Here is a 21,094-nt window from a genome sequence, read left to right as displayed (position 1 = left end):
AGTAAAGTAATATTATACAAAATACAATATTAAACAATAATGGTTAGGGGATGATAAAGTATGGATTTAATGAAAAAGTCTTTAGAAATGCATAAAGAATTTAAGGGGAAAATGGAAATTGTATCAAAAGTACCTCTTAAAGATAGCTATGATTTAAGTTTGGCTTATTCACCAGGTGTTGCGGCACCTTGCCAAGAAATAGAAAAAAGCCCGATGCGCGTCTATAACTATACAATGAAAGGGAATTTAGTAGCGGTTGTATCTGATGGAACTGCGGTGTTAGGCTTAGGGGATATTGGACCGGAAGCAGCTCTTCCTGTTATGGAAGGAAAGGCGTTGTTATTAAAACGATTTGCAAATGTTGATGCAGTGCCAATTACATTGAACACAAAAGATGTGGATGAAATAGTTAGAACAGTAAAGGCGATTTCACCTACATTTGGCGCTATTAATTTAGAAGATATTGCAGCGCCTCGTTGTTTTGAAATTGAAGAACGATTAAAAGCGGAATGCAATATTCCAATTTTCCATGATGATCAACACGGTACAGCCATCGTTGTTGCAGCGGGATTAGAAAATGCATTAAAGCTTGTTGGAAAACGAAAAGAAGAAGTGAAAATTGTAATTAATGGAGCGGGAGCGGCTGGTATTGCTACATTAAAGCTGTTAGCAAGCATTGGATATAAAAACATTGTTGTTTGTGATTCAAAGGGTATCCTTTATGAAGGGCGTTCAGGAATGAATGCTGTAAAAGAAGAAATTGCGAAAATTACTAACCCTGAAAAGTTGACAGGAACATTGGACGATGCAATGGTAGGGACGGATATCTTTATTGGAGTTTCCATCGCAAATATTTTAACGAAGGAACATATTGATTCCATGAATCGGGATCCAATTGTTTTTGCATTGGCTAATCCAAATCCTGAAATCACTTATGAAAACGCTGAGCGTTGGGGAGTAAGAATCATCGGTACTGGTCGCTCCGACTATCCAAATCAAGTAAATAACGTATTAGCGTTTCCAGGAATCTTTAGAGGGGCATTGGATGTATTTGCGACAGAAATTAACGAAGAAATGAAAATTGCCGCTGTAAATGCCATTGCGTCTCTTGTTGATGAAAATGAGTTAAGAGAAGATTATGTGATTCCAAAACCATTGGATGAAAGAGTTGTTCCTGCTGTTGCAAAAGCAGTGGCAAACGCGGCAATTGAAACGGGCGTATCAAGGCTATATAGTAATCAACAAGCAAAAGTAATTTAGTGTGAATGTTCGTTATCAATTCTTGTATGGTAAACTGAAAGATTAAAAAATGAAAATCTCTTTTACAATTTGAAAAGATAAAAAATATGGCTTGGTGGTAGAAAGTAGGGGCTGACTGGTTTTTATCTAATACCAAGCCATATCGTTGATTACATATAATAGCTAAGTCCCAGTAAGACAATGATGATGCCAATGATAACGCCGATTAGAATAAAAATAATTGCTATGATTATAGCAAATATCAATAGTGTGAAAAAGGCCTTCCAATTAGAAAACTGATGAGCTTCTGCAATTGCTGCAATCGTAATGACAATTGACCATATGGTTGCAATGAATGTGAACAATATTCCAATGATTGCAAATGCACCAAAATCTTCGCTCATATTCATTAAACTATTCGGATCAATCAACATCCAAAGCAAGTAAATGGGAATTAACACAATAAACGGCCATACACTTAGGGAAGAAGCTTTGAATAATTGTGCATAAGTTCCTTTTCCTGAAAACATTTTCCCAATGAGCCAAGTACAAAGAGCTGAAAAAGCGTTGCTAATTAGTCCCACAATAGGCGAAAGAATAATGGTAATTAGAATCATTGCCCAAAGAGGAAAGTTTGGATAAATACCTATATCCATATATCCTGTAAACAAACTTCCAATATAACCAATCGATAAGAGAATAATGACATAAAGCCAACTTTTCTCTTGTATTACATAGCGAGTTGTTTTTTTAGGATGCAACCATATCGTGAAAAAAGGATTAATCTTTTCTTGTTGCGGTGTTTCGAACTCGTTCATCTAAAAACCTCCCAATATTTTCTTTTTTTAGTAAAACATATTTGATTAACGAACTTCAATAGGAAAAAAGATAGCCAATTGAAATATGCAAAATAGCACATTTCAATTGGCTTTATTTTCTATATTGAACCCCATTTGAAATCATTTCTCCCAATAATAGACGATTAATAAACCCCTTCAGCAATCATTCCGTTCGCAACTTTGATAAATCCGGCAATGTTTGCACCAAGCATTAAATTTCCAGGATATCCATATTTTTCAGAGCACTCTTTACTTGTTCTATAGATGTTTTTCATAATGTCATGTAGTTTTTCATCGACTTCATTAAATGACCAGTAAGTGCGGCTTGAGTTTTGTGCCATTTCTAATGCAGAAGTTGCTACACCGCCGGCATTTGCTGCTTTACCAGGTCCGTATAAGACACCATTTTCTAAAAACTCATTGATCGCTTCAGGAGTTGAAGGCATATTTGCGCCTTCCGCAACAACTTTTACGCCGTTACTAATTAAAGTACGAGCAGATTCTCCGTCAATTTCGTTTTGTGTTGCACATGGAAGTGCGATATCACATGGAATTGTCCAAATACCTGTGCAACCTTCCGTATATGTTGCATTTGGACGATATTCAACATACTTTTTAATTCGTTCACCTTGAACTTCTTTAATTTCTTTTACAATGTTTAAATCAATGCCCTCAGAATCGTAAATATAACCATTTGAATCGGAGCATGCAACAACTTTTGCACCGAAATGTTGGGCTTTTTCGATGGCATAAATAGCAACATTACCTGATCCGGAAACAACAACAGTTTTATCTAAGAATGATTCTTTTTTATCGCGTAGCATTTCTTCTACAAAGTATACTAAACCGTATCCTGTAGCTTCTTTACGAACAAGTGAACCTCCGTAACCTGGCTGTTTACCAGTAAGAACGCCTGCTTCATGCATCGCTTTAATGCGTTTATATTGACCCCATAGATAACCAACTTCGCGTGCACCAACACCGATATCTCCAGCAGGAACATCGACATCTGGACCGATATGACGGTATAATTCAGTCATAAATGCTTGGCAGAAACGCATAATTTCTGCATCTGATTTTCCTTTAGGGTCAAAATCAGAACCGCCTTTTGCACCGCCAATTGGCAGTCCAGTTAGTGCGTTTTTAAAGATTTGTTCGAAAGCTAAAAATTTCATAATGGATTCATTTACTGTTGGGTGGAAACGTAAACCGCCTTTGTATGGTCCGATAACATTATTAAACTGTACACGGTAACCACGATTTACGTGAACTCGATTTTGATCATCCTGCCAAGTTACACGGAAAGTAATGATACGATCCGGTTCTACAATTCGAGAAAGAATATTATGTTCAATATATTCAGGATGTTGCTCAAAAACAGGTACTAATGTAGAAAATACTTCTTCTACAGCCTGCAAAAATTCCGTTTGATATCCATATTTATTTTTAAGTTGATTATATACAGAATCAATATATTCTTTTGCTTTTGATTGTTTTTTTACATCTGTTGTTGTCATGTTTGTTTCCCTCCTCAAAATCTTATGAGAAAATGTTATTATGATTTTTCAAACAATTCAATCATTAATTTTTGAGTTAGGGAAAATAAAATGTAAAAATAAGGGAAAATAAATTATATTTATATAATAAAAAATACCAAAAATTAGGTAGGGAGTTGAAGGGTATAATATCCGTGTTTATAGATGCAGATGCCTGTCCAGTCGTTGATATTGCTGTATTTGTTTCATCTCAATACGAGATAAAACCATTCTTATTTTGCGATACTTCTCATCTCATAGAAAGGGAGGATGCGATAACAATTCAAGTTGCCGAGGGGCGAGATTCTGTTGATTTTGCAATAGTGAATGCGGTTTCAAAATTTGATATTGTTGTTACACAAGACTATGGTTTAGCTGCCATGTGTTTGGCAAAAGGTGCCTTTGTTTTAAATCAAAATGGAAAAGAATTTACAGATGAAAATATTGATCAAATGTTATTTTTTAGGCATGAAAATGCAAAATTTCGCCGTGCTGGTGGAAAAACGAAAGGTCCAAAAAAACGAACAGAGAAAAATAATTTGGACTTTGAAATAAAATTTCGACAAATTTGTGAACGAGCAATGTTATTAAAAAAGGAGAATGATAATGCTTAATTTTCTACACAAACTTTCGGAAATGGAACAAGATATTTTAGAGAATATGAAGAAACAGAACACTGTACTATGGTTAAATCCGAATAAAACAGATGAATTACCAGAAAATCATTCCTTTTCATTTCAGGAAGTCATCAACGCAGAAAAACGATTGCAACGGTTTAGCCGATATATTCAAGCAGTGTTTCCGGAAACGAAAAAATTACAAGGAATCATTGAATCGGATTTAATTGAAATACCAAAAATGAAACCATTTATCGAGAAGAATGCTGAAAAGCCGCTGTTAGGTAAACTGTTATTAAAATGTGACCATGAGTTAGCAGTTTCCGGTTCCATTAAAGCGCGAGGCGGAATATATGAAGTGTTAAAATTCGCAGAACAATGCGCCATCGAGAATGGTTTCATTAAAGATACGGATGATTATGAAAAGTTTAAGAGTGAAGCGTTTCGCCAATGTTTCAGTCAATATAAAATTGCAGTGGGATCTACTGGAAATTTAGGTCTTAGTATTGGCATAATGGCAGCGAAACTAGGGTTTCAAGTGACAGTACACATGTCCATGGATGCGAAAAAGTGGAAAAAAGATTTACTTCGTGAAAAAGGTGTCAAAGTGATTGAATATGAGTCGGATTATAGCTTAGCGGTGGAGGAAGGAAGAAAACAAGCAGAACATGATCCAATGTGCCACTTTGTGGATGATGAAAATTCCATCGATTTATTTAGTGGTTATGCAGTGAGTGCCCTACGATTGAAGAATCAGCTGGAAGAATTAAATATTCAAGTGGATGAAGAACATCCATTGTTTGTATATTTACCATGTGGAGTTGGTGGTGGACCGGGAGGCGTTGCATATGGTTTAAAAGCCCTATATAAAGAACATGTCCACATTTTCTTTGGTGAGCCGACTCAGTCTCCTTGCATGCTTTTAGGAATGATGACAGGATTGCATGATAAAATTGCTGTCAATGATATTGGATTGACGAATCGAACAGAAGCGGACGGATTAGCAGTTGGTCGAGCTTCCAAGTTTGTTGGGAAGTTGATGGAGCCGATTCTGAGCGGATGTTACACGGTAGATGATGAATTTTTATTTGAGAGTTTAAAAAAAATGATGCAACATGAAGGGATATTTATGGAACCTTCCAGCCATGCAAGCGTATACGGGCCGATACAATTATTGAAGGAAGGAAATGCGTATATAGAAAAATATGAATTAACGAATCGATTACATCAAGCAACTCATATTTTATGGGCGACAGGTGGCAATATGGTGCCGCAAGAACAAAGGGAAGTCTATTTGAATCGATAATAAGTACACTAATTATAATGGTTGAATCAACTAATCTAGCGATTTAAATGTTGAATTGTTAACTGAGTCATTGGCAAAAGAATTGAAGATGATTTAAAAATAGATTCGAAGGTAATAATTGAAGCTACTAATGTAGGTGCTGCGAGTAATTGAAGAAAGGAGGGTGGAAGTGGATAATACAAGATCAAAAATTATTGAGCCAACGATTATTGTAATTTCAATTATTATGATTATCACAGCAATTTTACTTATAATAAACGTTAATTTAAAACATCGAATTGCTGTAGATACAATTAATCAATTTTATGAAAAAGGTGGATTACCAGTTTACTCCGAAAACGCTAATATGACTTTTTCATTCTATTGTGACATGGATAATTAAACAATATCGCTTTTTCCCCCGTTTAGAAACAATTGCATAAAAATATTGAAAGCTTGTCCGAAAAGAGAGAGGGTTTCAATACCTTACTTTTCGGACAAGCTTTATCTTTGTTAATCCACCATCAATTCTTTTACGGTTTCTTCCACTTCGCTGCGGCTCATTTTCTCCTTGCCTTCTTTTAAAGCATTTAATGTTTTATGAGCGAGAGCAAGGGGTAAGCGACAGAACATTAAAATAGAACGTTTTTGGATTGCATCCATATATTGATAAGCTTTTTCTAAATTTTCCTCTGTATAATGGAACAAATCTTCTTTTGTCCAACCTTCAGGGATAAAGCTGACGCCTCGTGTTTCAAAATCTTCCTGTTGGTTTCTTAAAATATTGACCGCTTGCAAACCTCTGCCGTATCCAATGGCTAATTCCCGATCCGTTTTTACTGCACTATCCCATTCCCATAAATCGGAAAGCATGACACCAACAAGTCCGGCTACATAGTATGTATACTCATCTAAATCTTCCTTCGTGCGAACTTGCCAATTTGCTTTTGCCCATTTCGCCATACCGAATGCCATTTCACTTGCAGCATCGCAGACAATTTTTTTCGTTCCTTCAGGTAACAGTAAAATCCAATCATTTAAACGTATCGTTACTTCAGGCATGTATTGTTTAAAAGGTTCTAACAGTTGTAAATATTTGTCGTTATTAAAGTTTTCTTCTTTTAATAGTTCGCTTACTTCCATTAATAAGAAATATTTGATTTCATTCGTTACTTCTGGATGTTCATTATCTTCGATTTCATCCAATGCACGCATAATTAAATAGGCATTGGCAACAGCCTTTTTCAAATCTTTTTTTAAAAATGTAATCGGTATATAAAAAGTGCGACTCGTTTCTTTTAATACTCTCATAGCATCTTTTTCAAGCGCTTTCTGATTCATAAGACCAAATTTCCTCCGATCATTAACCTTTCTATTTATCCTACAATAATTTTTCTAAAATGAAAAATAAAACTTCTGAAATTATTATAGACAAAAGGAAAATATTAATTACAATTTATGTTTAACAAACTTTGGCAAGTTTTTTTTACTATTTTACGTGTCATTATTGACTATCTTCGTTACAATGAAATGTGATAGTTTGATAGAAAAAAGGTGAATTCATTCGTGCGAAAGGAAACATATATTTTTTTAGATATTGAGGCAGCCATTGTGCGCGGAAAACAGCACATCATTGAAATAGGGGCAGTGAAATGGTTGCCAAATGATGAAGTTGAATTTTTTTCTGAATTAATTCAACCATATAAATTTAAAAAGCTGAATAGCCGCATCCAAAAGTTAACGGGAATTCAAACGGAAGATTTATTATATGCTCCTTCCTTTAAACAAGTCATTAAACGCTTTATGGAATGGAGCCAAGGAGATACAATTTTCGTTACCTTTGGTGAGTTTGATCGAAAAGTTTTGGAAGAAGAGCTTTTCCGAAATCGAATCCAACGGCATTTTATATATCCCATCGTGGATTTTCAGCAAAAATATATGATTGAAAATCAATTAAAAGTTCAACCAAGTTTAAGTGAATTAATGGAAAAATTTGAAGTGGTTGCTGAACAACATCGTGCTTTGCAAGATGCAAATACCCTTTTTAAAATATTTAAAGCTTCAGGCGGCCATGAAATGATTGAAAAGCAAAAAACGAATCAATTCGCCCTCATGTTAAGTGAAAATCATCATGAAGAAAATGAAGTTGATGTATACTTAACCTATGTAACTGGAGAAGTTTTTCCTTCCCATATTCGTATTCACTCGATTAATTCCATACATAAATCGTTATCATGCATTATAACAGAAAAGGAAATTGTTCAAGAAGACGGTTCGATTGTTAAATTTGAATATAATGAAATTCTTCCGAATGAGGAATTAGCTCAATTTTTACATACCGTGAGAGAGGATGTACAGAATAAAGTTCTGATTACTCGCTCTGGTTTAAAACAAATTTCTCGCATTTACCGTTTACACCATTGTGTTTTACCAAAAACTGAAGTGATGACACTGCAACACTTGCTAATGGATGAGGGACTGCTAAGCCGTTTTACAATGAATGGCCAATCCATCGATACATATGAAAAAACAATTTCTAAATTATTATTTCGATATAAACACAAAATCATTGATGAATTTGAAAAAAGAAATTTATTCTCTAATGAAGTAGTAAAAGTTTAATTTTTTAACAAAAATTAATATAATTTTAATATAGTAACCGTTTTTTTGAATAGTGTTAAAATTAGAAAAAATTGCAATTGCAATCATATGCTTATACAGTTAAAGTGTATAGAGGGAATCTATAAAGGAGAAAGCTTATGCGCAATACAATAGGAATCGATGCAGGAGGCACTTTAACAAAAGTTGCTTACTTGGATGATCAAAATGAATTCCAATTTAAGGTCTTTCCTTCCAAAGATTTAACACTAGTGAAGGAATGGATTGAAGCAAATCCAAACATTGAAGAAATTGGGATTACAGGTGGTCGAACAGAACAGCTATTGGCAAAATTAAAAACAAAAAAATCAATCGATTATGTTGTAGAATTTGATGCAACAATCAAAGGGGTAAAATACTTATTAAAAAAAGAAGGCCATGAAATTCAAAAAAGTATCATAACGAATGTTGGAACAGGCACAAGTATACATTATATGGAAAATGACAAACATGTGCGTGTTGGTGGAACTGGAATTGGCGGAGGTACTTTAACAGGGTTATCAACGATTATGACTGGGCTTTCGGATTTTAATGAAATCACGAAAATTGCAAAGCAAGGTAAAAGGGAATTCATTGATTTATTTGTAAAAGATATTTTTGAAGGGATGAATCCTCCGATAGAAGGCCATTTGACGGCGAGTAATTTTGGAAAAGTCAACATATTAAATCATAACGATTATCCTGTTCCTGATTTATTAGCAACCATTCAAGCGTTAGTTGGTGAAGTCATTACAACTTTAAGCATCCAATATGCAGATACAAAAAATTCTGAAACGATTATATATATCGGATCGACATTGACGAATAATGATCATCTGAAAGAAGTTATTGCAAATTATACGATTTTGAAAAAACACAAGCCAATCTTTTTAAAAGATTGTGGATTTTCAGGAGCGATAGGTGCTCTTTTAAATAAAGTAGAACAAAGAAATATTGCACAATTATAAAAAAGAGCCTGACCAAAAAATGCAAAACTTTTGGTCAGGCTCAAATACATAATGATTGTTTTTTCTTTACTCCTGTAGTGGTCACAATCAATGCCCCGTCTCGTCGCATTTATCTCCGACGAAAGCGTTAGCGAGACGCAAAGGTGTAAAACAGAAAAGTGACTTTTCAGGCATCACACTTTTTTAATTATGGCGAAAATTACATCCCTTTACGAATAGCTTGTCGCGCTAACAGATCAGCTGCTTTATTTTGTTGTTCTGGAATCCATTTTATAAAAAACAAATCAAACTTATCAGCAAGTTTTAAAGCTTCTTCTAAATAGGGTTTAAATTGTTCGTTTTTTACATATTTCTTTTCCATTGAACTCACGACAATTTTCGAATCGGAACGAACGGATACGAATGACGTTCCTAATTTTTTTGCTTCTTCTAGACCTCGAATTAAAGCGATAAATTCCGCAACATGATTGTTTGATTCGCCTATAAATTCTCCAATTTGTATGGAATGTCCTTCTCCCTTTATAAATAAACCGATTCCGCTTGGACCGGGATTTCCGCTACTAGCACCATCAATATAAACTTCTAACATATTGCCCCCAAGAACTTTTTTTACTATATTATACCGCAATATATCAAAAGCGTGTAAAAACATTCTAATCTGTTAATGGTTTTCAGTAATGAATCTAGGTGGCCACGAAAATAAAAATTTTTTAAATAAAGTGAGATTTTTTCATGATGAATCTCGTTTTACTAAGTGAAGAAAGAAAGGAGGAATAACATGGATGAGGAAATCCGATACGTTCGACAAATTTTAGCAGGAGATAAAAGAGCTTACATACACATTATTAATCGTTATAAAAATCCTTTGTATGCAACGATTTTACGGATGACAAAAAATCCTCAAACGGCAGAAGATTTGCTCCAAGAAGTATTTTTTAAAGTGTATGAACAATTACCAAAATACAATCCGAAAGGTCCATTTAAAAGTTGGCTCTATCGCATTGCCATTAATTACTGTATCGATCAGCTTCGGAAAAAAAGAATTCAAACGGAACAAATTGAAAATACGATTATACGAAGCAACGATACACCAGAAGTAGTCTTATTACAAAATGAAGAGAGTAGAGAACTGGAGAAAATGGTTTCATTATTGCCGGAAGATGAACGAAACATTTTACTTTTACGTTATGCCAACGAATTGAGTTACGCAGAAATTAGTGAAACCTTAGAGATTTCGATAATAGAGGTACGCAATAAATTGTACCGAGCTAAGAAAAAATTACGAAAAAATGCAAAAGAAGGTGGGTATTTATATGGTGTGTCCGAAAGATGATAAGTTATTCGATTATATTGAAGGCATTTTAGAAGACAATGAAAAAGATCTTATGGAACGTCATATACAGTCTTGCCCTTATTGTGAGCAGCAATTAGAACTGCTATTAAAAGAAAATGAACTATTAGAACAAACACTAAAATCTCCAATATTGCCAGATGATTTTGCCGAAAAGATTGTCGATCAGCTGGAACCGCATAAACGCAAAAAAAATCGACCGTTAAAATGGGTGCTGGGTACGGCAGCAAGCGCACTTCTTGCAGGGGGAGTGTTCATGTCGGTGAGTCCGAGTGTTGCAAAACTTGTAGGTGGAATCTTCTACAGTGAAACGGTGGATGAAGGATTGCGAATGGCAATTGATACTGACATCGCAACACCTGTTAATCTTTCAGCAACAGATGCAGATATAACGCTGCACATTGAGGACTTGATAGCCGATACGTCGCGAATTGCTTTTTCCTATCGGGTAACCAATCAACAAGGTAAAGTATTAAATCCATTTATTGGAGATGCCGATTTATATTCAATCAAAGTATTAGATGAACATCAAAATGAAGTGGAACTTAATTCAATGAGTTGGGGACTTCATGATGACTATGGGATTTATGAAATATCGTTAGTAAATATCGATAACTTTACAAAAGGAACCGTTCGATTGGACATCCATCATCTTGCAGGGAAAGATGGACAATGGCAAATCGATATACCAATTGATTTGACTTCCGCTTATGAACAGCAAAAAGTTGTAGCGTTGAATGAATCTTACGAAGTTGAAGGAGTTAAAATTCATCTGGATAAAGTCAATTACGCTACTTCTACAACAGACATCTATTATCAATTAGAATATACCGAGGAAGTAAAAGAAAGATTAAAACAGCAATTAAAACAAAAAGAGCTACAATTTAATAATGAAATTGTCCAATTCCTATATTTCCCTTCTATTGGCTATCGAATTGAAAACGGAAAAGGGGTAGTGCTAGGTTATGAAAATATTTATTTCTCAAAAGAACGGGGCCATCCTGTTTCCGAAAATATGTTAAGCGGCATGGGACAATGGGATGGAGAGCCTAGTGAACTTGGTCCTTACAAACAAATTGATTCATTCGTTCCAAATAAAAATGCTGAAGAAGAATTATATTTCGTTGTAGATACAATTTATCGACCAAAAATTAGTGAATTCTCAATTACATTTAATCCAAAAGAATTACCTAAAACCTTTGAATATAACGGATATGAATTAACTATTGATTCTGTGCAAGAAAAAACAGATTATTCATTACAGAAATCATGGATGCCAATACAACGTCAAAAAAGTGTTGAAATACAATTATCAGGATTTGCTTTGCAAAAAGCTCCTAACATAGAAAAATGGGCACTAGAAGATGAAAAAGGAAATAAATATACGATTCACCATGGAGGATCAACTTTAGATGAAACGGATCAGCAAGGTCGATTCAAACGAACATTTGAATTGGTTTCTTCTGAGTTAGAAGAGATTCCTGAAGAAATGACACTCCATATCATTGCTGAAACGGAAGTCATTCCGTTGAAAAACGAAATACGAATTCCATTATTTAAAAATTGAATGAATCATTTAACGTAGAGGAAATCAATGGTTCGTTAAGCAGTAGTTCACCTTTGGAACTGCTGCTTTTTAATTAAGTTGAAGAATTACTGCACAAACGGTGTTTATCCCCTTTATCATAGACTATCGTAAAGACTTGATTATAAAAAATTGTCGAGCAAAAGGTATATCAACTCTTGTTCCAAAAGGACAAGCTCAGAAAATGTCGCAATAGACATATTCTCAATTGTTTTACAACATAATAAGCTTGTTTCAACTGGAAGCAATGCGCTTTGACAAATAAAAAATGACGATAGTAAAATATAAAAACTAATAAAGGGGGATTGTGATTTGTGGATAAAAGTGCAGTGATTAAAGATATAGATGAATTAATTGATACTTATTGCATAGATTGTCCCATCAAAAGGGATTTAAGACAAATAAGAGGAAAAGCAGGAGCACACCGGTTTTGCATTGAACAGTGCTCTGTTGGCGAGCAATTGCAATTTTTGGGTAACGAATTATTAAAGATGCAGGAAAAATGATGCAATAGAACTTTGGTACCTTTTTGTATTGAATTTTTGATAAAATAATGATAATATTATCAATGAAATATTAATACTCTCGATATATCTATCAAATCATATGTCTTTACACATGAATTGATATATCTTCTGAGGATTAATATATACACGGTTGGTTACCATAGGTTGAGCAGCTCCCTTAATAAGGGCTGCTTTTTTGTATTTTCCGAAACAGAAACTTTTTACATAACGACTCGTTTTTAAAAATTAGAATTTATTAATGAAAATGGAGTTAAAGTTCAGTAAACTTAATCTATAACGAAAGATAAAAATGATAGGTGATAGCTGTGAAGACATTAGAAGGAAAAAAAGTGCTCATTACAAGCGGAGGAACCCTTGAAAAATGGGATCGGGTTCGCGGACATACGAATCTTTCAAAAGGCACTATGGGCTGTTTTTTAGCTGAAACAGCTTTTTCTATGGGGGCAGAAGTAGTTTATTTACACGGATACTTTGCGAAGCTTCCGAAACATAAAGAATCCATGCGATTAGTAGGTTTTGAAGGAATTGAAGATTTAGGAAATAAAATAAAACATATTTTGCAAAGTGAAAAAATTGATATTGTGATTATGGCAGCGGCTGGTTCTGACTGGGTTGTAGACAAAGTTTACGACCAAAACGGTAATTTAATCACGGAAAATGGAAAAATGTCTTCGGATGAACCACCGATTATTCATTTTAAAAAAGCGCCAAAAATCTTAGGGAAAATTAAAGGTTGGGATCCAAAAACCCTTCTTGTCGGGTTTAAACTTGAAGCAACGGAAGATGTAGACTATTTAATTCAACGTGCAAAATTGCGAATGGAAGAATCGAATGCTAACATTATGGTGGCAAATAGTTCTCAATCATTGTATGGCGATGTTCAGCATTATATTATTTCTCAAACTGGAGATGTCATTGATGTTCAAGGCAAAGAACAAACGGCAAGAACTTTATTGGAAATACTGTGCGAAAAAGTATAAAATTGAAATTAAAACGAAAGGCTAGTTTCACTAGTCTTTTCTTGTATATAATAGGTAATAATTCGAATTTGTTTTATCGGGATTGGAGGATGGGAAAATGTCTTTACAAAGTGTAAAAGAACATTTAAAAAAATTTAACCGTGACCAAGATATTTTAGAATATGAACAAAGCAGTGCAACAGTTGAACAAGCAGCCATCGCATTAAACGTCATTCCTGCACGCATCGCCAAAACATTATCATTTAAAGATAAAGAAGGAAATGCTTTTCTTGTTGTAGCAGCTGGTGATGCAAAAATTGATAATAAAAAATTTAAATCTACATTTGGCGTTAAGGCGAAAATGTTAAGTTCAGAAGAAGTAGAACATTTTACGGGACATGTCATTGGGGGAGTATGTCCTTTTGGATTAGCTCATGATTTAGATGTTTATTTAGATGTTTCGTTAAAACGTTTTACAACAGTGTTTCCAGCTTGCGGCAGCATCAATTCTGCAATCGAATTAACTTGCGATGAATTGTTTGAATTTTCAAATGCGAAAGAGTGGGTGGATGTCGGAAAAGATTGGAATGAAACATTAACGGACATTAGTGAATTTGCAGCAACAAATGAATTATAGTAGGTGAGAAATATGTATTTACTTGATCATATCGTACATTTTGTGAAAGAGCCGAAAGCCATGGTTGAAAAAACGAAAGAAATTGGCCTTCATACAGTAGAAGGAGGAAAACATGAAATGTGGGGAACCTATAATTCCCTCAGTTATTTCGGCCTTTCTTATATTGAATTCATTGGCGTATTTGATGAAACGTTGCTCGAAAAATCTGCGGAAATTCCATATACATTGCATGAATCTTATAAAAAACGAAACAAAGAAAATGGTTTTACACGAATTGCCATTCGGACAACGACAATTGAAGAAGATGCAAAAAAACTTCGTGATGCAGGATATGAAGTGATTGGACCTGATTCATTTTCAAGAATACGCCCAGATGGAAGTGTATTAACTTGGAAATTACTGCATTTTGGCAAAAAAGAGTTGCCTTTTGAATATCCATTTCTGATTCAATGGGAAGGGTCAGACGAAGAACGATACAATGATTTAGTAAACAATGGAACAATCCAAAAGCATCCTTTAGGAGACTTAACAATTGATGAAATCTCCTTCTCCGTTACAGATTTACAGTGGGCAAAAGAATGGGCAAGTTTATTTGAACATGAAATAGTGGAGAGTACAGACTCATACATAACATTAAAAGCGCCAAATTGTCATTTCAAATTTAATTTAGAGCAAAAGTATGAAATCGTTGAAGTGAAAATTAGCGGTGCCAAAGAAGAAAAGCATGTAACGCTTGAGGACGGGAATTATTTGTTCGTTCGATGAAAATAAAGGGAAACACCTCCTACATGCCGAATTAGGTGGTAGGAGGTTTTTTGTAATGACGAACATTTTTGTGTCAATCATTGTTTTCTTCGTTCTATGTTTTTTTACATTTGGTATCGTTTTTATGGAACTGTTGATAGGAAATTTCGAATGGATTCCATTCATCATTATTTTTGCAATTTTTCTGTATTTGCTTTTTTTAGCATTTCTATTTCGATATTTCAAAACAAAGAAAAGAATCATTTGGTTTGTCGTTATTTCTTGTGTTGCGATTAGTGCTAGTTCCATTTGGCCGATTTACCAAAAATATGTAGAGAACATTCCAACCGTTTCAGCAGAAGTAAATATTTATGAATACATGCCTTTTGAAGAAAATTCGAAAGTAGTAACTTTAGAAGAAGAAGCAACTCTTCAATTATCCGATTCATTACCAATCATGGATGGTGCAACAGCATTGTATCCGATCTATTCCGCCATTGCACAAGCTACATATCCGAAAAAAGAATACGACCCATTTAATAGTGAAGTGATGGTCAATACAACGCCAGAAGCCTACGAAAATTTAATTAATGGTAAAGTGGATATGATTTTTGTCAATGAGCCTTCTCAAAAACAATTGCAGCGAGCAAAAGAAAAGGGAGTCGAACTAAAATTAATACCCATTGGGAAGGAAGCGTTTGTATTTTTCGTCAATCAAAAAAATGAAGTTGATGGGTTAACTTTGCAACAAATTAAAGATATTTATTCCGGTAAAATCACTAACTGGAAAGAGGTTGGTGGTAAAAACGAACCTATTCGGGCATATCAACGCCCTGAAGATAGCGGTTCTCAAACGGCGTTGCAGTCATTAATGGGTGATACGCCGATTATGGATGCACCAAGAGAAAATGTGGCGAGCGGCATGGGAGAAATCATTAGCGAAGTGGCACAATATCGAAATTTCGAAAACGCAATTGGCTATACGTTTCGATATTATTCACAAGAAATGGTCGGCAATAATCAAATTAAACTATTGGCCATTGACGGAGTTCCTCCGACAAAAGAAACGATTCGAAGTGGCGAATATCCTATAACAGGGGAATTTTATATTGTTACTGCAGGTACGGAAAATCCAAATGTCGACAAATTAATTGATTGGGTTCTATCTCCTCAAGGACAACAACTGATTGAAAAGGTCGGGTATGTGCCTATAAATAATGTGGATGAATGAATAAATAGTATGACAAAAAGTGGCTGTCATTTTGGACAGAAAAAATCATGATTATGAGGAAGTGAGGCTGTTTGGAAAGTTTCCGACTTTCTAGACAGCCTTTTCTTCATTTTTATGGTGAAATTTTTACAATGAGAGTTCACAATTCTTTTGAAAGCTCAAGGGCAAATCTTGCTAGAAGAATTGTATAATGATGGATAGGATACGAAAAAAAATGAATGACTATTATTTGCTCGAGTGTGGCTATTATTTATCAAAGATTGACTATTATAATCTTGATTTTGGCTATTATCGTTATTTCAAGGAAATCGTTTATATGTAGTTGGCTATTATGTTCATCAATTTGGCAAATATCCTTGGCCAGTTGACTATTAAATGCTTGAAACTGACTTGAAGCAAATTTTTATGGGTTGGCAATTATGTTCACAAATTTGACTATGATTCATCCGTATGACTATTATTGCCCGAGCTTTGACTATTATCAGCCCCATTTCTAAAAAGTGAATTTATGTAGTAATAATAAAATCTTAACAAAGCAGACAAAACAAAAGCATTATAAAACAAACACTTGTGTAAATAATAACGTTCATAACGAAGAGTAAACTCAATCTGACTAGAAAGAGGAATTAGTATGACAATTACAAAACCATTAACGGATTTAGACATTGCTTATGGTGCAGCATTAAAACCTATTGCAGAAATTGCAGAACAAGTAAACATTCCAGATGATGCACTTGAACAATATGGACGTTATAAAGGAAAAATCGACCCGAAAAAAATTCCGGGTGAGCCTTATGGTAAAGTTGTACTTGTTACAGCAACGAATCCAACACCTTCCGGAGAAGGAAAATCAACGGTTACTATTGGACTTGCTGATGCCTTAAAACAATTAAATCAAAAGGTCATGGTAGCTCTTCGCGAACCATCGTTAGGTCCCGTATTCGGCATCAAAGGTGGAGCAACAGGTGGCGGCTATGCACAAGTGCTTCCAATGGAAGAAATTAACTTGCACTTTAATGGAGATTTTCACGCGATTACAACTGCGAATAACTTAATTTCTGCAGTAATTGACAATCATATTCATCAAGGAAATCAACTAAACATCGACCCTAGAAGAATTATTTGGAAACGGGTATTGGACATGAACGACCGAGCACTTAGAAAAGTTGTTGTAGGACTAGGAGGTCCAACGCAAGGAGTTCCAAGGGAAGACGGCTTTGATATAACAGTTGCCTCTGAAATTATGGCGGTATTTTGTTTAGCAACAAGTATGGAGGATTTGAAAGAACGATTATCCAAGATGTTAATTGGTTACACTTATGATCGTCACCCAGTCTTTGTGCGGGACCTAGGAATTGAGGGGGCATTAACATTAATTTTAAAAGAAGCGTTCAAACCGAACATTGTACAGTCTATTGAAGGAACTCCTGCTCTTGTTCACGGTGGACCTTTTGCGAATATTGCTCATGGATGTAATTCCCTGATTGCTACGCAAACCGCACGGAAATTAGCGGACATCGTCGTGACAGAAGCTGGTTTTGGTGCGGATTTAGGTGCTGAAAAATTTTTGAACATTAAAGCAAGAAAAGGTGAATTCCATCCGGATGCAGTCGTAATTGTGACAACAATTCGCGCATTAAAAATGCATGGCGGAGCAGAAAAAAGCGAGTTAGCGAAAGAAAATATTGAAGCTCTCAGCAACGGAATCCCAAATTTAGCACGACATATTGAGACAGTAAGAAATTTCGGAATTGAACCGGTTGTTGCTTTGAATCGATTTATAACGGATACGGAGCAAGAAATTCAAACGCTTCTAAATTGGGCGAAATTAAACAATGTCCGCATCGCTAGAACAAATGTATGGGAAGAAGGCGGGAAAGGTGGAATGGATCTAGCCAAACAAGTATTGGAAGTTTTAGACGAACCGAAACAATTTGCTCCGCTTTACGAATTATCCGATTCCATAGAACAGAAAATTACGACGATTGTCCAAAAAGTATATGGCGGGATTGGAGTTGAATTTTCAAATCAAGCGAAAAAGCAATTGAAACAAATTAAGGAAAATGGTTGGGATCAATTACCAATCTGTATGGCAAAAACACAATATTCATTGTCAGACGATCCAACATTAATAGGTCGCCCAATTGGATTTACGATTACTGTAAGAGAAATCATTCCAAAATTAGGAGCAGGATTTTTAGTTTGCTTAACGGGCGATATTATGACAATGCCAGGATTGCCCAAAGCACCCGCCGCATTACGTATGGATGTTGATGAAAAAGGGAATGCAATCGGGTTGTTTTAATTGGAAAACGCTTTGCTATTTAGAGATAGCGAAGCTTTTTTTTATAAAACAACAATTTAAGGACGCCAATCATTATATAGACAGGCTGAATGTAAAGTTGAAATCTAAAGAAATCAGTTGAAAACAAAAAGGTTATTCCATATAATTACAAAATGATGAACAATTTGTGAACAATCGATAATGGTATAGCCTATTTAAAAGAAAAATGACATACTATAAAAGATTATTTCAGGTAATATATACACGTAAATTTTTTGGGCGGTAGATTGTGTAACCGATTACACATTAGGAGGTCAAATGTGTAACCGATTACATATTTTTTCATGAAAATGTGTAACCGGTACCACAATGATTCGAAAGGTGATTGTATGGTAACGATTCATGACGTAGCAAAGCGGGCAAATGTATCTGCAGCCACAGTTTCTAGATACATTAATAAGAATGGTTATGTGGGAAAAAAATCTAGAGAAGCAATAGAGCGCGCAATTAAAGAATTGAACTTTGTCCCAAACAATGTTGCAAGGACGCTATCCACTAAACAATCCAATATGATTGGACTCATTATTCCGGATATTAAAAACCCATTCTTTCCAGAGCTTGCCCGTGCTGTAGAAGATACCGCCTACAAATATGGATACACTGTTATATTATGTAATTCGGACGAGAATCCTAAAAAAGAACAACATTACTTTAAAGCTCTTACTCAAGAATACGTGGCTGGTGTTATTATCACATCTACTCACTCAGGAAATGGTCAAGAAGCAACTATTCCAATCGTTGCCTTAGACCGGGCTCCGATTATGGACATCCCATCTGTAACGACAAATAATATACTGGGAACAGAAATGGCCGGCCGCTACATGCTAGAGTGTGGTGCTAAAGAGCTGCTTTTTCTAAAAGGTCCTAAGCAACTTATTTCTTCCGAACAGCGTTTGAAAGGTTTCTTAAAGGCTGTTGAAGGAAAAAATATAAAAGTACACATTGTTGAAAGTCCCTATGATTTTAAAGTTGCTGAACATATTACATTCCAATTTTTACAAAAACATTCTACTATTGATGGAATATTTGGCAGTAGCGACGTTTCGGCAATTGGAGCGTTAAAAGCTTGTGAAAAATTGAATAGAAGCGTGCCGAATGATATTCAAATCATTGGTTTTGACGGTATACAGTTAGGAAATTATACAACTCCTAGTTTAACAACTGTTGCCCAAAACATTTACAAGCTAGGTGAAACTGCAGCAGAATTATTAATTCAACAAATCGAAGGCAAAAGCATAACTGAGAAAAACATTGTCATTAATCCGGAATTAGTTGTGCGAGAGACGACTCGAAAGGGGTTCTTACAATGATCACGGTGATTGGAAGCATAAATATGGATCTTGTAGTGGAAACTGACACTTTCCCGAAACAGGGAGAAACGGTTCAAGGAAAGCTTTTTACGACGATTCCAGGCGGAAAAGGTGCAAATCAAGCTGTTGCAGCGGCTCGACTTGGAAGTCAAGTTCGCATGATTGGTGCAGTAGGAGACGATAGCTTTGGAATAGAGTTATATAAAAAATTAATGAATGAAAATATAGATGTTTCAGGCATCGTGAAAACAAATAATTCCACTGGAATAGCAAATATCTTGCTACATAATCGTGATAATCGCATTCTTTTTGTTCCAGGAGCGAATTTTGATTTAAATAAAGAAATTATCGATGCCAATATCCAACTGATTCGAGAAAGCAAACTTGTGATGATGCAGTTGGAAATACCAGCAGAAACGATTGAGTACGTATTCACTATCTGTCAAGAGCATGCTATTCCAGTTTTATTAAATCCAGCACCTGCTGCGAATTTCAAAAAAGAATGGATGAATCAAATTACTTATTTAACGCCAAACGAAACGGAATGTGAATTAATCTTTGGTGCTGATTGGGAAACGGTATTAAAAGATTATCCAAATAAAGTCATTGTTACTTTAGGTAGTGAAGGTGCGGCTTACTATGATGGATCAAAAATTGTAAGAATCCCTGGATTTAAAACAACTGCTGTTGATACAACAGGAGCTGGGGATACGTTTAATGGCGCATTTGCTCATGCGATTTGCAGTGGAAAATCAATTGATGATGCGGTTGAATTTGCAAACATCGCTGCATCCCTTTCAGTTGAAAAGTTTGGCGCACAAGGCGGCATGCCAACTTTAAATGAAGTATTAGCTCGCTTGGGAGGACAGGAAGTTTGAAAAAACACGGAATTTTAAATAGAGAATTAGCTGGTCGTTTCGCAAAATTAGGTCATACGGATCAAATCGTTATTGCCGACTGTGGTTTACCAATTCCAGATGATGTACCTTGTATAGATTTATCATATAAGTTGGGAGAGCCGAGATTTCTTACTATTTTAGAAGTTGTACTTGACGATTTAGTCGTAGAAAGCTCCGTTTTAGCAGAAGAAATTAAAACAAAAAACGCAGAGCTTTCGAAAACATTAACAAACACATTACCGAACATTTCGTATGTTTCACATGAGGAATTTAAGCGATTAACGAAAAATGCGAAGTTCATTATTCGCACTGGTGAAACGACGCCTTATGCCAATGTGATTTTGCAATGCGGTGTGATTTTTTAATAGATTTCTTGAAAAAGTAGGT

The 21,094-nt window shown here is 35.1% G+C and carries 21 protein-coding genes; 17 read left to right on the top strand and 4 right to left on the bottom strand.

Annotated elements, in window-relative coordinates; all coding sequences use genetic code 11:
• Positions 1–60: 60 nt before the first annotated feature.
• Positions 61–1,260: an NAD(P)-dependent malic enzyme gene (locus NSU17_RS01670; protein WP_340704119.1), complete on the top strand. Its 1,200-nt coding sequence runs from the start codon at positions 61–63 to the stop codon at positions 1,258–1,260.
• A gap of 149 nt (positions 1,261–1,409) precedes the next feature.
• Here NSU17_RS01670 and NSU17_RS01665 read toward each other — a convergent pair whose 3' ends face one another.
• The gene (locus NSU17_RS01665; RefSeq protein WP_340704118.1) at positions 1,410–2,057 is read right to left on the bottom strand and encodes a Yip1 family protein; all 648 of its coding nucleotides are present in this window, start codon (positions 2,055–2,057) and stop codon (positions 1,410–1,412) included.
• Positions 2,058–2,221: 164 nt separating this feature from the next.
• The gene (gene gdhA, locus NSU17_RS01660; RefSeq protein WP_168411786.1) at positions 2,222–3,595 is read right to left on the bottom strand and encodes an NADP-specific glutamate dehydrogenase; all 1,374 of its coding nucleotides are present in this window, start codon (positions 3,593–3,595) and stop codon (positions 2,222–2,224) included.
• Between the two features lie 167 nt (positions 3,596–3,762).
• Between gdhA and NSU17_RS01655 the strand changes: the two genes are divergently transcribed.
• The 3 genes from NSU17_RS01655 to NSU17_RS01645 all read left to right on the top strand — a co-directional run bounded on the left by NSU17_RS01655 (position 3,763) and on the right by NSU17_RS01645 (position 5,918).
• The gene (locus NSU17_RS01655; protein ID WP_096552472.1) at positions 3,763–4,227 is read left to right on the top strand and encodes a YaiI/YqxD family protein; all 465 of its coding nucleotides are present in this window, start codon (positions 3,763–3,765) and stop codon (positions 4,225–4,227) included.
• The gene (locus NSU17_RS01650; protein ID WP_445684066.1) at positions 4,220–5,536 is read left to right on the top strand and encodes a D-serine ammonia-lyase; all 1,317 of its coding nucleotides are present in this window, start codon (positions 4,220–4,222) and stop codon (positions 5,534–5,536) included. The genes NSU17_RS01655 and NSU17_RS01650 overlap by 8 nt, the downstream gene beginning before the upstream one ends.
• Positions 5,537–5,705: 169 nt before the next feature.
• Positions 5,706–5,918, top strand: coding sequence for a hypothetical protein (locus NSU17_RS01645; RefSeq protein ID WP_016837016.1), 213 nt, complete (start codon positions 5,706–5,708; stop codon positions 5,916–5,918).
• Positions 5,919–6,028: 110 nt separating this feature from the next.
• Here NSU17_RS01645 and NSU17_RS01640 read toward each other — a convergent pair whose 3' ends face one another.
• Positions 6,029–6,856, bottom strand: a complete 828-nt coding sequence (locus NSU17_RS01640; RefSeq protein ID WP_340704117.1) for a phytoene/squalene synthase family protein — start codon at positions 6,854–6,856, stop codon at positions 6,029–6,031.
• Positions 6,857–7,081: 225 nt separating this feature from the next.
• On the opposite strand from NSU17_RS01640, the gene NSU17_RS01635 reads away from it, so the two are divergent.
• Positions 7,082–8,137, top strand: a complete 1,056-nt coding sequence (locus NSU17_RS01635; protein ID WP_340704116.1) for a 3'-5' exonuclease — start codon at positions 7,082–7,084, stop codon at positions 8,135–8,137.
• Between the two features lie 137 nt (positions 8,138–8,274).
• On the top strand, positions 8,275–9,120 hold the full coding sequence (gene coaW, locus NSU17_RS01630) for a type II pantothenate kinase (RefSeq protein WP_340704115.1): 846 nt from the start codon (positions 8,275–8,277) through the stop codon (positions 9,118–9,120).
• Between the two features lie 199 nt (positions 9,121–9,319).
• On the opposite strand, the gene NSU17_RS01625 is transcribed toward coaW, so the two are convergent.
• Entirely contained in the window at positions 9,320–9,709 is a 390-nt protein-coding gene (locus tag NSU17_RS01625; RefSeq protein WP_340704114.1) for a ribonuclease HI family protein, read from the bottom strand.
• A 189-nt stretch (positions 9,710–9,898) separates the two neighbouring features.
• Here NSU17_RS01625 and NSU17_RS01620 point away from each other — a divergent pair, with 189 nt between their 5' ends.
• From NSU17_RS01620 to rbsD, 11 genes are all read left to right on the top strand, one after another.
• Complete coding sequence (locus NSU17_RS01620; protein WP_340704113.1) at positions 9,899–10,453, top strand: RNA polymerase sigma factor; 555 nt, start codon at positions 9,899–9,901, stop codon at positions 10,451–10,453.
• Complete coding sequence (locus tag NSU17_RS01615; protein ID WP_340704112.1) at positions 10,434–12,038, top strand: DUF4179 domain-containing protein; 1,605 nt, start codon at positions 10,434–10,436, stop codon at positions 12,036–12,038. Before NSU17_RS01620 ends, NSU17_RS01615 begins: the two co-directional genes overlap by 20 nt.
• 332 nt (positions 12,039–12,370) lie before the next feature.
• The gene (locus tag NSU17_RS01610) at positions 12,371–12,562 is read left to right on the top strand and encodes a zinc-finger domain-containing protein (RefSeq protein ID WP_016837023.1); all 192 of its coding nucleotides are present in this window, start codon (positions 12,371–12,373) and stop codon (positions 12,560–12,562) included.
• A 326-nt stretch (positions 12,563–12,888) separates the two neighbouring features.
• Complete coding sequence (locus NSU17_RS01605; RefSeq protein ID WP_340704111.1) at positions 12,889–13,563, top strand: phosphopantothenoylcysteine decarboxylase domain-containing protein; 675 nt, start codon at positions 12,889–12,891, stop codon at positions 13,561–13,563.
• Between the two features lie 97 nt (positions 13,564–13,660).
• Entirely contained in the window at positions 13,661–14,179 is a 519-nt protein-coding gene (locus tag NSU17_RS01600; protein ID WP_340435658.1) for a YbaK/EbsC family protein, read from the top strand.
• A 12-nt stretch (positions 14,180–14,191) separates the two neighbouring features.
• A complete protein-coding gene (locus tag NSU17_RS01595) occupies positions 14,192–14,944 on the top strand; it encodes a VOC family protein (RefSeq protein ID WP_339288681.1) in 753 nt (250 codons plus the stop codon).
• A gap of 55 nt (positions 14,945–14,999) precedes the next feature.
• Positions 15,000–16,154: a PstS family phosphate ABC transporter substrate-binding protein gene (locus NSU17_RS01590; RefSeq protein WP_340704110.1), complete on the top strand. Its 1,155-nt coding sequence runs from the start codon at positions 15,000–15,002 to the stop codon at positions 16,152–16,154.
• A 631-nt stretch (positions 16,155–16,785) separates the two neighbouring features.
• Positions 16,786–18,459: a formate--tetrahydrofolate ligase gene (locus NSU17_RS01585; RefSeq protein WP_340704109.1), complete on the top strand. Its 1,674-nt coding sequence runs from the start codon at positions 16,786–16,788 to the stop codon at positions 18,457–18,459.
• Positions 18,460–18,827: 368 nt separating this feature from the next.
• Positions 18,828–19,808 carry a LacI family DNA-binding transcriptional regulator gene (locus NSU17_RS01580; protein WP_340704108.1) on the top strand — a complete coding sequence of 327 codons (981 nt, stop codon included), beginning with the start codon at positions 18,828–18,830 and terminating at the stop codon, positions 19,806–19,808.
• Entirely contained in the window at positions 19,805–20,686 is an 882-nt protein-coding gene (gene rbsK / locus NSU17_RS01575) for a ribokinase (RefSeq protein ID WP_340704107.1), read from the top strand. The genes NSU17_RS01580 and rbsK overlap by 4 nt, the downstream gene beginning before the upstream one ends.
• Positions 20,683–21,072, top strand: a complete 390-nt coding sequence (rbsD, locus tag NSU17_RS01570; RefSeq protein ID WP_340704106.1) for a D-ribose pyranase — start codon at positions 20,683–20,685, stop codon at positions 21,070–21,072. Before rbsK ends, rbsD begins: the two co-directional genes overlap by 4 nt.
• The last annotated feature ends 22 nt before the right edge of the window (positions 21,073–21,094 follow it).

Source organism: Ureibacillus sp. FSL K6-2830 (genome assembly GCF_038004145.1).
Taxonomy (GTDB): domain Bacteria; phylum Bacillota; class Bacilli; order Bacillales_A; family Planococcaceae; genus Ureibacillus; species Ureibacillus thermosphaericus.
This window is presented reverse-complemented; position numbering and strand designations above follow the sequence as displayed.

Coding starts and splice junctions, on each gene's coding strand:
- NSU17_RS01670 (WP_340704119.1), top strand. CDS start 61: ATGGATTTAATGAAAAAGTCTTTAGAAATGCATAAAGAATTTAAGGGG.
- NSU17_RS01665 (WP_340704118.1), bottom strand. CDS start 2,057: ATGAACGAGTTCGAAACACCGCAACAAGAAAAGATTAATCCTTTTTTC.
- gdhA (WP_168411786.1), bottom strand. CDS start 3,595: ATGACAACAACAGATGTAAAAAAACAATCAAAAGCAAAAGAATATATT.
- NSU17_RS01650 (WP_445684066.1), top strand. CDS start 4,220: ATGCTTAATTTTCTACACAAACTTTCGGAAATGGAACAAGATATTTTA.
- NSU17_RS01640 (WP_340704117.1), bottom strand. CDS start 6,856: ATGAATCAGAAAGCGCTTGAAAAAGATGCTATGAGAGTATTAAAAGAA.
- coaW (WP_340704115.1), top strand. CDS start 8,275: ATGCGCAATACAATAGGAATCGATGCAGGAGGCACTTTAACAAAAGTT.
- NSU17_RS01625 (WP_340704114.1), bottom strand. CDS start 9,709: ATGTTAGAAGTTTATATTGATGGTGCTAGTAGCGGAAATCCCGGTCCA.
- NSU17_RS01620 (WP_340704113.1), top strand. CDS start 9,899: ATGGATGAGGAAATCCGATACGTTCGACAAATTTTAGCAGGAGATAAA.
- NSU17_RS01615 (WP_340704112.1), top strand. CDS start 10,434: ATGGTGTGTCCGAAAGATGATAAGTTATTCGATTATATTGAAGGCATT.
- NSU17_RS01600 (WP_340435658.1), top strand. CDS start 13,661: ATGTCTTTACAAAGTGTAAAAGAACATTTAAAAAAATTTAACCGTGAC.
- NSU17_RS01595 (WP_339288681.1), top strand. CDS start 14,192: ATGTATTTACTTGATCATATCGTACATTTTGTGAAAGAGCCGAAAGCC.
- NSU17_RS01590 (WP_340704110.1), top strand. CDS start 15,000: ATGACGAACATTTTTGTGTCAATCATTGTTTTCTTCGTTCTATGTTTT.
- NSU17_RS01585 (WP_340704109.1), top strand. CDS start 16,786: ATGACAATTACAAAACCATTAACGGATTTAGACATTGCTTATGGTGCA.
- NSU17_RS01580 (WP_340704108.1), top strand. CDS start 18,828: ATGGTAACGATTCATGACGTAGCAAAGCGGGCAAATGTATCTGCAGCC.
- rbsK (WP_340704107.1), top strand. CDS start 19,805: ATGATCACGGTGATTGGAAGCATAAATATGGATCTTGTAGTGGAAACT.